This window comes from Spirillospora sp. CA-108201 (assembly GCF_050936235.1).
Classification (GTDB): Bacteria; Actinomycetota; Actinomycetes; order Streptosporangiales; family Streptosporangiaceae; genus Spirillospora.
This window is the reverse complement of record NZ_JBNJNE010000001.1, coordinates 4,661,874-4,676,657: the sequence shown is the minus strand read 5'-3', so window position 1 is coordinate 4,676,657 and position 14,784 is coordinate 4,661,874. Positions and strand designations below refer to the sequence as shown.

Annotated in this window: 13 protein-coding genes; 8 read left to right on the top strand and 5 right to left on the bottom strand. The window is 71.3% G+C overall.

Going from position 1 to position 14,784, the window contains the following annotated elements:
• Positions 1–75 precede the first annotated feature (75 nt).
• Both ACQEU6_RS22550 and ACQEU6_RS22545 read right to left on the bottom strand, forming a co-directional pair.
• On the bottom strand, positions 76–429 hold the full coding sequence (locus ACQEU6_RS22550; protein WP_499334687.1) for an STAS domain-containing protein: 354 nt from the start codon (positions 427–429) through the stop codon (positions 76–78).
• Between the two features lie 121 nt (positions 430–550).
• Positions 551–1,168, bottom strand: coding sequence for an ATP-binding protein (locus ACQEU6_RS22545; RefSeq protein WP_499334685.1), 618 nt, complete (start codon positions 1,166–1,168; stop codon positions 551–553).
• 226 nt (positions 1,169–1,394) lie between these two features.
• On the opposite strand from ACQEU6_RS22545, the gene ACQEU6_RS22540 reads away from it, so the two are divergent.
• On the top strand, positions 1,395–2,261 hold the full coding sequence (locus tag ACQEU6_RS22540; protein ID WP_179844140.1) for a Sco1979 family transcriptional regulator: 867 nt from the start codon (positions 1,395–1,397) through the stop codon (positions 2,259–2,261).
• Positions 2,258–2,512, top strand: a complete 255-nt coding sequence (locus ACQEU6_RS22535; RefSeq protein WP_396085292.1) for a DUF397 domain-containing protein — start codon at positions 2,258–2,260, stop codon at positions 2,510–2,512. The genes ACQEU6_RS22540 and ACQEU6_RS22535 overlap by 4 nt, the downstream gene beginning before the upstream one ends.
• Positions 2,513–2,635: 123 nt before the next feature.
• Here ACQEU6_RS22535 and ACQEU6_RS22530 read toward each other — a convergent pair whose 3' ends face one another.
• Positions 2,636–4,435, bottom strand: coding sequence for a serine/threonine protein kinase (locus ACQEU6_RS22530; RefSeq protein ID WP_499334683.1), 1,800 nt, complete (start codon positions 4,433–4,435; stop codon positions 2,636–2,638).
• A gap of 154 nt (positions 4,436–4,589) precedes the next feature.
• Between ACQEU6_RS22530 and ACQEU6_RS22525 the strand changes: the two genes are divergently transcribed.
• From ACQEU6_RS22525 to ACQEU6_RS22510, 4 genes are all read left to right on the top strand, one after another.
• Entirely contained in the window at positions 4,590–5,228 is a 639-nt protein-coding gene (locus tag ACQEU6_RS22525; RefSeq protein ID WP_499334682.1) for a TetR/AcrR family transcriptional regulator, read from the top strand.
• 566 nt (positions 5,229–5,794) lie between these two features.
• Positions 5,795–6,133, top strand: coding sequence for a PadR family transcriptional regulator (locus tag ACQEU6_RS22520; RefSeq protein WP_499340314.1), 339 nt, complete (start codon positions 5,795–5,797; stop codon positions 6,131–6,133).
• Complete coding sequence (locus ACQEU6_RS22515) at positions 6,130–6,870, top strand: hypothetical protein (protein ID WP_499334680.1); 741 nt, start codon at positions 6,130–6,132, stop codon at positions 6,868–6,870. The genes ACQEU6_RS22520 and ACQEU6_RS22515 overlap by 4 nt, the downstream gene beginning before the upstream one ends.
• Before the next feature lie 237 nt (positions 6,871–7,107).
• A complete protein-coding gene (locus ACQEU6_RS22510; RefSeq protein ID WP_499334678.1) occupies positions 7,108–10,488 on the top strand; it encodes a pyruvate carboxylase in 3,381 nt (1,126 codons plus the stop codon).
• A 30-nt stretch (positions 10,489–10,518) separates the two neighbouring features.
• On the opposite strand, the gene ACQEU6_RS22505 is transcribed toward ACQEU6_RS22510, so the two are convergent.
• Both ACQEU6_RS22505 and ACQEU6_RS22500 read right to left on the bottom strand, forming a co-directional pair.
• Positions 10,519–11,418 carry a transposase gene (locus tag ACQEU6_RS22505; RefSeq protein ID WP_499328793.1) on the bottom strand — a complete coding sequence of 300 codons (900 nt, stop codon included), beginning with the start codon at positions 11,416–11,418 and terminating at the stop codon, positions 10,519–10,521.
• Between the two features lie 73 nt (positions 11,419–11,491).
• Positions 11,492–12,127, bottom strand: a complete 636-nt coding sequence (locus tag ACQEU6_RS22500) for a TetR/AcrR family transcriptional regulator (RefSeq protein ID WP_499334676.1) — start codon at positions 12,125–12,127, stop codon at positions 11,492–11,494.
• A gap of 183 nt (positions 12,128–12,310) precedes the next feature.
• Here ACQEU6_RS22500 and ACQEU6_RS22495 point away from each other — a divergent pair, with 183 nt between their 5' ends.
• Both ACQEU6_RS22495 and ACQEU6_RS22490 read left to right on the top strand, forming a co-directional pair.
• The gene (locus tag ACQEU6_RS22495) at positions 12,311–13,225 is read left to right on the top strand and encodes an RNA polymerase sigma factor (protein ID WP_499334675.1); all 915 of its coding nucleotides are present in this window, start codon (positions 12,311–12,313) and stop codon (positions 13,223–13,225) included.
• Between the two features lie 218 nt (positions 13,226–13,443).
• A complete protein-coding gene (locus ACQEU6_RS22490; protein WP_499334673.1) occupies positions 13,444–14,772 on the top strand; it encodes a serine hydrolase domain-containing protein in 1,329 nt (442 codons plus the stop codon).
• The last annotated feature ends 12 nt before the right edge of the window (positions 14,773–14,784 follow it).

The window sequence follows — 14,784 nt, the reverse complement described above, 5'->3', positions numbered from 1 at the left end:
TGGACAACTCGCTCCGGCCGAGGTGCGGGGGCGGGCGAAGCGGGACGTGAGGAGGGGGTTCCGGGAGCGCGGGGCTCAGGTCGCCGCGGACTCGTGCGCGGCGATCGCGTCCTCCAGCGACCGGTGCAGCACGAAGATCTTGGTGAGCTGGGTGACGTGGAAGACGCGCCGCACCCGGTCGTTGACGCCCATGAACGACATCGATCCGTCCCGCGCCCGCAGCCGGTGGTAGATCCCGACGAGCACGCCGAGCCCGGTGGAGTCCAGGAACGTCACCTCGCCGAGGTCGATGACCAGGTGCTCGCCGCCGTTGTCGATGATCTCGAGCAGGGCCTCGCGCAGGCGGGGGCTGGTGAAGACGTCGATCTCACCGCTGATCTTGACGACCGTGAGGCCCTTCTCGACGCGATGTTCGACGGCGAAGTCCACCGGTGCTCCTCTCTGGCCCCTCGTCTCGTCCAACCCTGGAGGAAGTTCTAGGGCCTCGCGGGGGGAACTCAATTGTTACCCCGGTCGCGCGTTGTTACGCCCGTCGAGCCGGTCGCGTCCGTCAGGGGGACCGGAAGAGGGCCCAGACGACCTTTCCGTGCGCGAGGGTGCGCCACCCCCACCGGACGCTGAACGACTCGACGAGATGCAGGCCGCGCCCGGTCTCGGCGATGTAGTCGGGTTCCTTGCGGCGGGGCGCCGTCCGGCTGGCGTCCATGATCCCGCAGAGCAGCCACTGCGACTCGTGCCCGAGGCGGAGCCGGATGGCCGACGGCGCGGAGCCGAGCGGGTCGGCCGGGTCGCCGTACACGCCCTCGCGGTGCACGTCGTGACCCGGCCGCCCGCCGGCCGTCCTCCCGCTGTGTCGCAGCGCGTTCGTGACGAGCTCGGAGACGACGAGGCCGACGTCGTCGACGAGTTCGGACAGGCTCCAGTCGGCGAGCCTGGAGACCGCGAAGTGCCGGGCCTCGGTGACCGATTCCGGATCGGGTTCGACGGTGAACGAGACGGTGGACCCGCGCAGATCCGTCAGCGCCGTGACGGCCCTGTCCAGACGCGGAGGCAGGTCGAAGGACTCAGGGACGGGCGTCGAGTGCCCAGCACGGGCCCGTGGGTCGTCCGGCCCCGCGAGAGGGCCGAGCTCCCAACGCGTGTCGTCGTGCGCGTGGCGTGACGTCATTCCACCGGACCCCGCAGAGTGATCTCGTTGTGCAGCCGTGGCTCGGAAGTCTCGTGCGTTATCCTGCGCATCGTAGCGTGCGAATGCAAGGCCCAATGCACGTGCATCCGTGCCGTGAGGGTGTGGGGCGGCGCGGATCGCACGAGGGAGATCGGAGGTAACCGCAGGACGCTGAGGCCAGTGGCACACTAGGTTCGCTGTCCGCCGAATAGCCGGGAGGTTGGGCGTGACTCCAGAGACGCCGGGAAGCGGGTCGACGGTTCGTCGGATCCTGCTCGGGTCGCAGCTTCGCCGTCTGCGCGAGCAGAAGGGCGTGACCCGTCAGGACGCCGGCTACGTCATCCGCGCGTCGGAGTCGAAGATCAGCCGTCTTGAGCTCGGCAGGGTCAGCTTCAAAGAACGAGACGTGGACGACCTGCTCACGTTGTACGGCGTCGGCGACAAGACGGAACGCGAGGCGCTGCTGCAGCTTGCGCGGGAGGCCAACACCCCCGGTTGGTGGCACCGGTACAACGACGTGTTGCCCGGCTGGTTCCAGACCTATGTGGGTCTGGAGGAGTCGGCGGCGCTGATCCGCACCTATGAGCTGCAGTTCGTCCCGGGACTTCTGCAGTCGGAGGGGTATGCGCGTGCGGTGATTCGCCTGGGCAACGCCGGGGCCGCCGAACACGAGATCGACCAGCGCGTGGAGCTGCGCCTGCAGCGTCAGGAACGCCTCACGGGCGCGGAGGCCCCGCGCCTGTGGGCCGTGGTGGACGAGGGGGCGCTGCGGCGCCCCATCGGCGGACCTGAGGTGATGCGGGGCCAGTTCGAGCACCTCATCGAGATGTCGAAGCTGCCCAACGTCACCATCCAGATCATGCCGTTCAGGTTCGGAGGCCACGCGGCCGAGGGGGGCGCCTTCACGATCCTGCGCTTTCCCGAGCAGGATCTGCCGGACGTGGTTTACGTCGAGAACCTCACCGGCGCGATGTACCTGGACAAGCGCGACGACGTCGACACCTACCTGCAGGCGATGGAACGCCTGTGTGTCGACAGTGCGACCCCGGAGCGCACCGTCGAGCTTCTCGGTGATCTTCTCAGAGAGACATGATGCTCCAGACCGATTACGACAACGGGATGCCGGCCGCCGAGCTCCTCGGAGCACGATGGCTGAAGTCCCGGAGAAGCAACTCCCAGGGGAACTGTGTCGAAATCGCCGAACTGCCCGGTGGGCAGGTGGCGATGCGCAACTCCCGCCATCCCGAGGGCCCGGCCCTCATCTACACCCGCCCCGAGATAGAAGCGCTCATCCTTGGAGCCAAGGACGGCGACTTCGACCATCTCATCGCCTCCCGTAACTGATCCAGCAGCGGCCGGGTCGGCACCGGTGCTTTCCGAACGTCGACCCGACCTCCGCAGGAGACACAGGCCACCCCCCAGGCGCGAGGGTGGCCTTGTTCGTTCCGGCCCAGGGACCCCGGAGAGTCAGCCGCAGTTGCCGTAGGGGGCGGTGCTGCCGTTGCCGCCGAAGCGGACGCACGCCCCAGGCGCGCTCACATAGACCGGCCCCGCGTACCAGGCGAACGAGCCGCTGTCGCTGACGGTGCCCGCGCCCTTCTTCTGGACCCAGGCGGAGACCTGCGACTTCGTGCCGACGTGCTTGGACTTGATGGTGACGGCGCAGTTGTACTTGGTCGAGTTGCTGTAGAGCAGGTAGGCGGTGCCGCCGGACACGCCCATGGAGCGCAGCACGTAGTACCCGCTTCCCTTGCCGCCGCTGTTGCACGCGGACTGCGGCGTGTACTTGTTGGGCGGCTCCTTGGGGGGCGTGGAGTTGCCCGTGCCCCCGCCAGTGCCTCTCGTGGGGGTCGATGATCCACCGGGCTGCTGCGGCGACCCCGGTTTCTGGGGCGTACTGGGGGTCGCGGAGGCCCCGCTCTTTCCAGGCTTCGGCTGCCCTGGTTTCGGCTTCGCCGGGTTCTGGGGGCCGCCTGCCGCGCCGTTCGCGGAGCCCGAGTCGCCCCCCACGCCGTGGTTCTCGTCGGACGCCGAGACCGAACGGCCCTTGTCGCCGCTCGGCCTTGTCGCGGCCCACGCGGCGCCGCCCGCGATGACCAGGGCCACCGCCGCGGCCGCCGCGATCGGTATTGCGAGGCGCCCGCGCCCCTTGCCGTCTGACACATCGCCGTGGGGCGGCGCAGGAGGACCGGGCGGAGGCAGCCCGGGCGCGCCGTGGGCGTGGCCGGGTGGAGGCGGCGTCTCCTCGGCGAACGGACGCGGCTGCGGAGCCGTGCCGTGACCGATGCCGGACGGGTCCGTGGCGTGCTCGGGAGGCGGCGCGGACGCGCGCGGGGGAGCGGGGATCTCGGCGGGGAGCCCGGGGACGGCGGGCAGCCTGGGGACGGCGGGCAGCGGCGGGACGGAGGACACGATCGAGGGCAGGCCGCTGGCCGCGCCGACCAGCCGCTCCTGGGCCTCGCGAGCGGTCGGGCGCTGAGCGGAGTCCTTGGACATGCACGCGAGGACGAGTTCGCGCATCGGGCTGGGCAGGTCGCCCAGATCCGGCTCGCCCGTCAGGATCCGCTTCATGACCGCGGCCATCTCGTCGTTGCCGAACGCGGGACGTCCCGTGGCGGCGAACGCCATGGTCGTGCCCCAGGCGAACATGTCCGCCGCGGGGCCGACCTGGTCGCCGGTGAAGTGCTCCGGGGCCATGTAGGCAGGAGTGCCGACGTTCTGCGTCTCACCGGCGGCGCCCAGCGCGCGCGCCACGCCGAAGTCGATGACGCGCGGGCCGTCCGGGCCCATCATGACGTTGCGGGGTTTGAAGTCGCGGTGCACGATCCCGGCCTGGTGGATCGCCGTGAGCGCGGTGAGGGTGCCTACCGCGAGCCGCTCCAGGGCGCCGCCCGTCCGCGGGCCTTCCGCGCGCACGATGTGGAACAGCGACAGCCCGGGCACGTATTCGCTGACGATGTAGGGCTGGTCGCCCGCCACGTCGGCGTCCAGGACCTGCGCGGTGCAGAAGCGCGCGACGCGCTTGGCGACCTCCAGTTCGCGGACAAAGCGCGCGCGGGCGGACTCGTCCCCGGCGAGCCTGCCGTGCAGCAACTTGATCGCGACGTGGTCGTCGGGGCGGTCGGTCCTGGCCCGGCCGCGCGGACGCCCCAGGAAGACGGCGCCCTGCCCGCCCTCGCCGAGGCGGCCTAGGATCTCGTATCCGCCGAGCTCATCCGGGTCCCCTGACTCCAGTGGATGGGCATCCGGCATCGTCCTGTCCGTCACACCACTCGCTCCCCGTTGTTCCGCTTCGTCCCAGAACCGTTCCGCAAGACTATGGCCAACGAGGGTATTCGGTCGGCAAAGCAGCTGATCAAGGGGTGGTGGCCGCGGCCACTTAATAGGACTATAGTCCGGTTGTACGTCAGGGGAGGAAGCGATGATGGACCGTCGCCCGTCCGGGGGGAAGCGCGTCGATCTGGAGTTGATGCGGACGCCGCCGCCCAAGGAGCGCGCCGACGCCGCCCGCAACCGCGTGAAGGTGCTGGACGCCGCCGCGGCGCTCTTCGCCCGGCACGGGGTGGAGGCGGTCTCGATGGACGCCGTGGCCGCCGAGGCCGGCGTCGGCAAGGGCACGCTCTTCCGCCGTTTCGGCGACAAGGCGGGCCTCGCCGTGGCGCTCCTGAACGAGCGTGAACGCGAGCTCCAGGACGCGATCCTGTCCGGCCCGTCTCCGCTGGGGCCGGGCGACGGCGGCACGGTCGTGCCTCCGTCCGAACGCCTGCGCGCCTTCGCCGACGCCTATCTCGGCTACGCGCTCGACCATCTTTCGCTGGTGCGCATGTCCGAGACCGCCTCGCCGGGGGCTCGCTACCGGATCGGCGCCTACGGCTTCTGGCATCGGCACCTGACGATCCTGCTCGACCAGTGCGGGGACGCCGCTCCGGACGGCGAAGCGGGCGCGCACGCGCTCCTGGCCGTCCTCGGCGCGGAGCACCTGACGGCGATGGTGGAGAGCGTCGGTACGGAGCGCACGCGTGCCACCGTCCACAAGTTCTTCGACATGGCCCGCGCCTAGCCGGACCTGGGGCCGGCCAGGCGCGGGAACACGAAAGCCCCCCGCATCGCGGGGGGCTTTCTCATGCCTGACCGGAGGTGCGGCCGGGCTGAAGCGTGTCAGGCCGGGTCGGGTGTCCGCCGACGGCGGCGGGTCTCCGCCCGGCCCTTCGCGTTGCCCGGTGGACCCTCCGGGGCATGGTTGCGTTCCAGCTGCGCGGCGACCGCGAGGGCGCGGAGCGACGTGGTTCTCACGTGTTTGCGCTCACTGGTGGAACGGGTGCTGGGGATGCTGCTCGGCACGGTTCACCTCCGTAGGTCGCTGACATGGGTGCTACCCGGCTGGCGGGCTCTCGCACGGTAGTTGCAACCGCAAGATCCTTCCGGCTATTCCGAGTGATCGTTCCGTTTGGCGGGTGACCGGATCCGGACCGCGCCCGGAGGCTCGTGTCCGCCATCTAGGTTGCATATCTAACTAGGTTGCCGTACGGTTTAGCTCGCTGGGCAAACTAAGTAGAGGTGACGAACGATGACCGTCAGGCCTGACAGCGCGGCCCGCCCGCCGATCCGCCGCAGGAGGTGACCGCCGTGCCCGCCGACCGCCGCGCCAGCTGGCTCAAGGGCGTCCTCGACCTGCTGGTCCTCGCCAGCCTGACCGGGGGCGAGAGCTACGGCTACGAGATCGCCAAGAGGCTCGCCGACGCGGGCCTCGGGCAGATCAAGGGCGGCACCCTGTATCCGGTCCTCAACCGCCTCGAAGAGGCCGGGCTGGTCTCCGCGGAGTTCCGCGCGGCCGACCGGGGCCCGGGGCGCCGCTACTACCACCTCACCGACGTCGGCCGCGTGACGCTCGCCGAGCAGAGCGGCCTGTGGCTCGACTTCGACGAGTCCGTGCGCACGATGCTCACCGATGGAGCGGGACGATGACGAACCCCTATTTCGACGAACTGGCGGAGCGGCTGCGCGCCCGCGGCCTCCCCGAGGACGAGGTGTCCCGCACCGTCGACGACCTCGCCGCCTTCGCGGCCGAGTCCGGCACCGACCCGGTGCAGGAGTTCGGCGCGCCCGCCGACTTCGCCTCCCAGGTCGCCCCGGACGAGGCGAGGGCGGACGTCCCCGGCGGACCCGTCCCGCCGGACGCGGGCGAGACCTGGAAATGGAGGGCCGACGCCTTCCACGAGCGCGACGTCCTCAACCGCTACGGCGACGAGGGCTGGGAGGTGGAACGGGTCGACAACACGGGCCGCTTCGTCAGCCGCCGCGACCCGGACGACCCGCAGCGCTGGGAGTATCGCCGCGAGACCGTCCTGCCAGGCCGCCGCAACGCCGTCACCGGCCGACTCGCGCCGGACGGCTGGGAGCCCTGCGGCACCTGGATCTGCTTCGAGTACTTCAAGCGGCCCAAGGCGGCCTCCGTCGGCCCCGAGGCGGAACTGCACGCCGTCCCCCGGACGCCGTCCGGCCGGAACTTCTGGAGCAGGCGCTTCTACGCCTTCATCGCCGGCTACGGCCTCTTCGTCGCCGCCGTCTGCGTCGCCTGCGCCGCCTTCGCCCCGGACGGCTCGCTCACCGGCCTCCTCACCGGCTTCCTCATGGGCGCCCTGATCGTGTTGGCCCTGGTCGCGGGCCGCGTCTGGCTCGATCACCGCCGCCGCGCCTCCTGAGCGGGCCCGTCGGGAGGCACGCGCCAGGATGGGGGAAAATTTTCCCCTCTTTTCACTTTACGTATCATCTGTCCCTTTGTTCTCCCTGCCGGGCGAGGCCGTCCGAACCGCCTCACTGGGTAGGTATCCCAGGATCCGGTTCGCCCGCGGGTTCGTCCCGCCGTGAGCGGCTCAGCGTGGAGCCCAGGAGGCCGTCGGGCGCGGCCGGACGCGCCCGAACCACTCCTGGGAGAACACGTGATCAGTAAGCTGCTCGTCGCCAACCGTGGTGAGATCGCCGTGCGGGCCTTCCGCGCGGCGTACGAACTCGGCATCGCCAGCGTCGCCGTGTACGCGCACGAGGACCGCCTGTCCCTGCACCGGCAGAAGGCGGACGAGGCGTACGAGATCGGGCAGCACGGCCACCCCGTCCGCGCCTACCTGGACGTGGACGGGATCGTGGAGACGGCCCTGCGGGTCGGCGCCGACGCGGTCTACCCCGGGTACGGGTTCCTGTCGGAGAGCCCCGAGCTGGCGGCGGCCTGCGAGCGCGACGGGATCAAGTTCGTCGGCCCGCCGTCGCGGGTGCTGAGCCTGGCGGGCAACAAGATCGAGGCGGTCGCGGCGGCGCGGCGCGCGGGGCTGCCGGTGCTGCGCTCGGCGACGCCCGCGCCGGGACGGGAGCTGGAGGCGGCCGACGAGGTCGGCTTCCCGCTGTTCGTGAAGGCCGCGGCGGGTGGCGGCGGGCGCGGGCTGCGCCGCGTCGACCACCGCGAGGACCTGGAGGCCGCCGTGGACACGGCGCGCCGCGAGGCCGAGAGCGCGTTCGGCGACGCCACGGTGTTCCTGGAGCAGGCGGTGGACCGCCCCCGCCACATCGAGGTGCAGATCCTCGCGGACGGCGCCGGGCACATCGTCCACCTGCGCGAGCGCGACTGCTCGGTGCAGCGCCGCCACCAGAAGGTCGTCGAGATCGCGCCCGCGCCCGGGCTGGACCCCGAGGCGGCCCGGCGGCTCTGCGACGACGCGGTCAGGTTCGCCCAAGAGATCGGCTACGAGAACGCGGGAACGGTCGAGTTCCTTGTGAACGACCGAGGCGAGCACGTGTTCATCGAGATGAACCCCCGCATCCAGGTCGAGCACACCGTCACCGAAGAGGTCACGGGCATCGACCTGGTGCAGAGCCAGCTGCGCATCGCGGGCGGCGAGACGCTCGCCGACCTCGGCATCGCGCAGGACGAGGTCGGCGTGAGCGGGTTCGCCGTGCAGTGCCGCATCACGACCGAGGACCCGGCGAACGGATTCCGCCCCGACACCGGGAAGATCTCGGCGTACCGGTCGCCGGGCGGCGCCGGGGTGCGGCTCGACACCGGCACGGCCTACGGCGGCGCGATCGTGTCGCCGCACTTCGACTCGCTGCTGGTGAAGCTGACGTGCCGCGGACGGACGTTCGAGGACGCGGTGCGGCGGGCGCACCGGGCCGTCGCCGAGTTCCGCATCAGGGGCGTCGCGTCGAACATCCCGTTCCTCCAGGCGCTGCTGGAGGAGCCCGACTTCCGCGCGGGCGGCGTCACCACGTCCTACATCGCGGACCATCCCGAGCTGCTCACGGCCCGTTCCAGCGGAGACCGCGCGACGCGGCTCGTCCGGTACCTGGCGGACGTCACGGTCAACAAGCCGCACGGCGAGGCGCCCACCGACCTGGACCCGGCGACGAAACTGCCGCCGCTCGACCTCGACGGGCCGTTCCCCGAGGGGTCGCGCGACCGGCTGCTGGCGCTCGGCGCGCGCGCGTTCGCCGAGCAGCTCCGTAACCAGGACGCCCTGGCCGTCACAGACACGACGTTCCGCGACGCGCATCAGTCGCTCCTGGCCACGCGAGTACGCACCTACGACCTGCTGTCAGCCGCGCCCTACCTCGCCCGGATGACGCCGCAGCTGCTTTCTGTCGAGGCATGGGGCGGGGCAACGTACGACGTCGCGCTCCGGTTCCTGGGCGAGTCGCCCTGGGACAGGCTGGCCGCGATCCGCGAGGCCGCCCCCAACCTGTGCATCCAGATGCTTCTGCGCGGTCGCAACACCGTCGGCTACACGCCGTACCCCGACTCGGTGGCTCGGGCCTTCGTCAAGGAGGCCGCCAGTACGGGAGTCGACATCTTCCGTGTGTTCGACGCCCTGAACGACGTGGACCGCATGCGGCCGGCCATCGACGCGGCCCTCCAGACCCATGCGCTGGTCGAGGGCACGCTCTGCTACACCGGCGACCTGTCCTCTCCGGGCGAACGGCTCTACACCCTCGACCACTACCTGCGGCTGGCGGAAGAACTCGTCAACGCGGGGGTCCACATCCTCTGCGTCAAGGACATGGCCGGCCTGCTCCGGGCGCCCGCGGCGCGCACCCTCGTCGGGGCCCTCCGCGAGCGGTTCGACCTGCCCGTCCACCTGCACACCCACGACACGGCCGGCGGGCAGATCGGCACCTACATCGCCGCCATCGAAGCGGGCGTCGACGCCGTCGACGGCGCCGCCGCGCCGCTCTCGGGCACCACGAGCCAGCCGCCGCTCCAGGCGATCGTGGCCGCGACCGACTTCACCGAGCACGCCACCGGGATCGACCTGGACGCGCTCACCGTCATGGAGCCCTACTGGGAGGCCGTCCGGAAGCTCTACGCGCCGTTCGAGATGGGGCTCCCGTCGCCGACCGGACGCGTCTACCGGCACGAGATCCCGGGCGGGCAGCTGTCCAACCTGCGGCAGCAGGCCGTCGCCCTCGGCCTCGGCGACCGCTTCGAGGAGATCGAGCGCCTCTACGCCGCCGCCGACGCGATCCTCGGGCGGCTCGTGAAGGTCACCCCGTCCAGCAAGGTCGTCGGCGACCTGGCCCTGCACCTCGTCGCGGCGGGCGCCGACCCGGACGACTTCGCCGAGAACCCGGACCGCTACGACATCCCCGACAGCGTCATCGGGTTCCTGAGCGGCGAACTGGGCGACCCGCCCGGCGGCTGGCCCGAGCCGTTCCGCACCAAGGCCCTCGCGGGGCGCCAGTACACGCCCGCCCGAGCCGAACTGGACGGCGCCGAAGAGAAGGCCCTGGCCGGTCCAGAGGTTCGCGACACGCTCGACCGTCTGCTCTTCCCAGGACCTGCCAAGGACTACCGCGAGGCGCGCGCCGCCTACGGCGACATCTCCGTCCTGCCGACCGGCCCGTTCCTGTACGGGCTCCGCGCGGGCCACGAGGTCGCGTTCGACCTCGAACCCGGCGTCCGCGTCCTGGCCGGGCTGGAGGCCGTCGGCGACGTCGACGAGGCGGGGGTCCGGCAGGTCATCTGCTCGGTGAACGGCCAGCTCCGGACACTCTCCGTCCGCGACAAGTCCGTCAAGTCCGATGCGCCGCCGGTCGAGCGCGCCGATCCGGCCGAACCCGGTCACGTCGCCGCCCCGTTCGACGGCTCGGTGACGCTGCGGGTGGCCAAGGGCGACGAGGTCGCGGCGGGGGACGTGGTCGCCACCATCGAGGCCATGAAGATGGAGGCCGCGATCACCGCGCCGGTCGCGGGCGCCGTCGCCCGGCTGGCCGTCCCCGAGGCGACGCCCGTCCAGGCCGGCGACCTCCTCCTGGTCATCCGGGACGGCGCCTAGATCGTTGATGGGGGTTGTTGAGTGCTCTGGTTAGTGGTCGTAGGCGGTAAGTGATCGCTTGGTTGGGGCGTCGATGAGCCAGTTGTGCCAGATCGCGGCGTTGAGGGCGCAGATGCGCTGGCACAGGCGCGTCCACAGGCCTTCGGTGGTGCGGGCGGCGTGGCGTTCCAGCCCGAGTTGGTTCTTCAGTGTCCAGATCACCGCCTCGATACGCTGGCGCAGCCAGCTGGGGAACACCTTCACGGCGGGTTCGGGCTCGTCGTCGCGGACGGGGCGGATCAGGATATGGCCCAGGTCGGCGGCGGCCTTTTCCACCCCGGCTCCGGCGAATCCCTTGTCGCACACGATCGGGCACGGTCCCGGCGCGGCCTGCTGGACGTGCAGCAGGTGCACGGCCTGTTTGCGTTCGTCCAGCTCTTTGGGGTGGGCCAGGCTGAAGGAGCACACCGCGCCTTCGGCGGTGGTGATCAGCATCAGTTTGGCGCCCCAGTAGAAGGCGTGGTGGGACTTGTCCATGCCGTAGCCGGCGATCTCGCCCAGGGCCGAGCGGTGCACGGTGGTGCGTGAGGCGCCGCAGCGCAGCGGAGTGCCGTCCATCAGCCGCAGCCGCTCCTGCCAGGAGGGCGTCTGGCGGACCAGCCACATCGAAGCGGCGAACAGAGCGGGCGCGGCATCGCGCAGGTGCCGGTTGTACTCGGACTGACCGGGCAGCCGCGGGAACAGGTGCCCGATCCTGCCGGGCGCGGTCCGCAGCCACCGCCGCTCGGAATCGCAGCCGAGCAGGACCTGGGCCACAGCGACGCACACCAGTTCAGCGTCGTTGAGGGTGCGGTCGGGGCCGCGTCTGCGGGTGCGGTCGGCCGACCGCAGGACGTGATCGTCCAGATGGACGTAGAGTGCGGTCAGAAGGGCGTCCAGGTTTGTCTTCACACACTGATCATGGGCGCCCTTCGTCATGCCCGCAGCGGTTCAGCAAACCCCCATCAACGATCTAGGCCGCGCTCTACCCCTCGGGCGCCGGCCGCGCCGCGTAGCCGCCAAGGGAGGGTTCGAGCAGGTCGAAGGCGGTCTTCGCGGACTCCGTGAGGGCCGCCTCGATCTGTTCGTGGGACTCTCCCCGCACGTTCCGGCGCAGGGCCTCCTGGAACAGGACGCGGTGGACGCCGCCGAGCTGCGCGGCGACGAGGCGGGGGAGGACGTCGCCCGGGCCCGCGCCGGTCTCCTCGGCGAGGACGGCGGCGAGGGCGTCCTCGCGCTCCTCGTGGAACTCGCGGAGCCGCGCCACCAGGGCCGGGCTCTCGGTGATCATCCGGGCGAAGGCGGGGCCGGAGAAGCCGATCACGGCGTCGTGCCGCCGGGCGGCCTCCAGGAAGCCCCGGCGCAGGGCGGCCGCCGCCGACTCGCCGGGCGCCCGCTCGGCGACCGTGCGCGCCAGCGAGGCCACGAAGACCTCGTGCAGGTCGAGCGCCAGGTCCTCCTTCCGGGGGAAGTAGTTGGTGACGGTCATCTTCGCCACCTGGGCCGCCGCCGCGACGTCGGCGATCGTCACCCGGTCGAAGCCGTGCCGCAGGAACAGGCGGGTCGCCTGGTTCGAGATGCTCTGGCGCGTCTGCTGCTTCTTCAACTCCCGCAGTCCCATGCCGCCATCCTCTCATAATTCGACCTAAGTTCGTACTTGACACATATTTAGGTCGGATCTAAGTTTGGCCCCCGGGCCGGACGGGTACCGAGATCGGGTGACCGTTCCCTCCCGGCCGCCGGACGAGCAAAGGACATCGCCCTGAACGCCAGCCACGCGCCGAGCGCATCCCCCCGCTCCACCGTGAACCTCGTCGACCCGATGAAGGACTACCTGTCCCGCATCGGGCGCACCGCGCTGCTCACCGCCGAGCAGGAGGTCGACCTGGCCAAGCGCATCGAGGCCGGCCTGTTCGCCCGAGAGCGCCTCATCACCCTGGGCGACGAACTGAGCCTCCAGGACAAGCAGGACCTGGAGTGGATCGCCGACGACGGCGCCCGCGCCAAGGAGCACATGGTCGAGGCGAACCTGCGCCTCGTCGTGTCGCTCGCCAAGCGCTACATGGGCCACGGCCTCCCCCTGAACGACCTCGTGCAGGAGGGCAACCTCGGACTGATCCGCGCCGTGGAGAAGTTCGAGTACCGCCGCGGCCTGAAGTTCTCCACCTACGCCGTCTGGTGGATCAAGCAGGCGATCAGCCGCGCGCTGGCCGACCAGAGCCGCACCATCCGCATCCCGGTGCACGTCGTCGAGGTGCTCAACCGGATGACGCGCGTCCGGCGGCGGATGATGCAGGACCTCGGCCGCGAGCCGAACTCGCAGGAGCTGGCCGTCGAGCTCGACGTCACGCCCGAGAAGGTCGAGTGGCTGCGGCGGCAGGCCCGCGAGCCGCTGTCGCTGCACACCCCGCTCGGCGAGGACGGCGACGGCGAGCTCGCCGACGTCATCGAGGACCCCGACGGCGGCGACCCCGCCGACGTCGTGGCGACCTCGATGCTGCGCGGGCGGCTCGACGCCGTCCTGGAGACGCTCACCGAGCGCGAGGCCGGCGTGATCTCGCTGCGGTTCGGGCTGTCGGGCGGCGAGCCCAAGACCCTGGAGGAGGTCGGCAAGGTCTACGGGGTGACGCGCGAGCGCATCCGGCAGATCGAGTCCAAGGGCATGCACAAGCTGCGCCACCCGTCCCGCCGCGAGACCCTCGCGGACCTGCTCGGCTGACCCGCCGCCCGGCCCCCGCGCGCCTCCCGCGGGGAAGCCGGGCCGCCCGGCCGCCGCGTCGATGCCCGACCGCCCTCCGGCCGCGACCGTGCAGTCGGAGGTGTCGCGACCGCTCCGTATTGGTGGCTGCCGGACCGCTTTCCGCCCAGGGATGAGAGGGTAGATGATCTAGAAAAGGCTCCTTCGGGAACGCGGTCGGCGCGGAAGAGACGGGAACGATGTCCAGAGGGCTGGGACGGCTGGCGGGGCGCGGCATCCTCAGGGGGGCGGCCGCAGGCGCGGCGCTCGTGCTGACCATGGCGACGGCGCAGGTCACGGCCGCGGCGGCCGGGCCGGACGTCGGCCCCTCCGCGATCGCCACGGCGCTGCCGCCCACCGTCCCGTTCGATCCCGCGAAGCTGCGGGCCACCCTGGACGCCACGCACGACGCCGGGATGTACGGGCTCTTCTCCGCGGTCCGGGACGGCCGCACGACGTGGGGCGGCGCGGCCGGCGTCGCGGACGTGCGCACGGGGCGGCCGGTGACCCCGGACATGCGCCAGCGGATCGGCAGCGTCACCAAGTCGTTCGTCGCCGCCGCGATCCTCCAGCAGGTGGAGCGGGGCCGCGTCGATCTCGACGCCCCGGTCGCCCGCTACCTGCCCGGCCTCATCCCCGGCCGCTACGGCGAGCAGACGACCGTACGGATGCTGCTCGACCACACGAGCGGCATCGGCGACTACATCTTCCCGGCGTTCCCCTCACTACGGGAGCTGTCGGCCGGCAGCCTGGACGAGTACCGGTTCCGCGACGTCCGTCCCGCGCAGCTCCTCGCCTGGGGGCTGCGGGCGCCGCGCACGGGAGAGCCGGGCGAGCGCTGGTCGTACTCCAACACCAACTACGTCATCGCTGGGGAAATCCTGGAGAAGGTGACCGGGACCAAGGCGGAGCGGTACATCACCCGGAACGTCATCCGCAAGGCCGGGCTGAAGCACACCTACTTCCCGTCCTCGCCCTGGATCGCGGGCCCGCACCCGCGGATGTACGAGTCGCTGTACCAGCATGTGAAGCCGCCCCGCGACTACAGCACCATCGACATGAGCTGGGCCTGGACGGCGGGCGCGCTGGTGTCCACCACGGACGATCTCAACCGCTTCTACCGCGGGCTCCTCAGCGGCGACCTCATCGGACCGGACGCTCTGGCGCAGATGCAGCGGACCGTCCCGGTGAAGGACGCGGACGGCAACGTCCTGATGAACTACGGTCTCGGGCTCTACTCCGTCGACCTGCCGTGCGGGACGTTCTGGGGCCACGACGGCGCGGTCTTCGGCGCCGGGACCCAGTCGCTGTCGTCGGCCGGGGGCGAGCGGCAGATCTCGCTGGCCTTCAACCTGACGAAGTACCAGCAGCTCAGCGCCGGCGGCACGCCCGTCCCGCACCCGATCGACAACGCGCTGGCCGCGCACGTGGTGGAGGCCCTGTGCGGCAGCCGGCCCGCGACCGGCACGGCCCGTCCCGCGGCGCAGGTGCGGCTGCTGCCGCTCCAGGCCCTGCGCGCCTCCGGATGAGCCGCGGCTGAT

Coding starts and splice junctions, on each gene's coding strand:
- ACQEU6_RS22545 (WP_499334685.1), bottom strand. CDS start 1,168: ATGACGTCACGCCACGCGCACGACGACACGCGTTGGGAGCTCGGCCCT.
- ACQEU6_RS22535 (WP_396085292.1), top strand. CDS start 2,258: ATGATGCTCCAGACCGATTACGACAACGGGATGCCGGCCGCCGAGCTC.
- ACQEU6_RS22525 (WP_499334682.1), top strand. CDS start 4,590: ATGATGGACCGTCGCCCGTCCGGGGGGAAGCGCGTCGATCTGGAGTTG.
- ACQEU6_RS22515 (WP_499334680.1), top strand. CDS start 6,130: ATGACGAACCCCTATTTCGACGAACTGGCGGAGCGGCTGCGCGCCCGC.
- ACQEU6_RS22500 (WP_499334676.1), bottom strand. CDS start 12,127: ATGGGACTGCGGGAGTTGAAGAAGCAGCAGACGCGCCAGAGCATCTCG.
- ACQEU6_RS22490 (WP_499334673.1), top strand. CDS start 13,444: ATGTCCAGAGGGCTGGGACGGCTGGCGGGGCGCGGCATCCTCAGGGGG.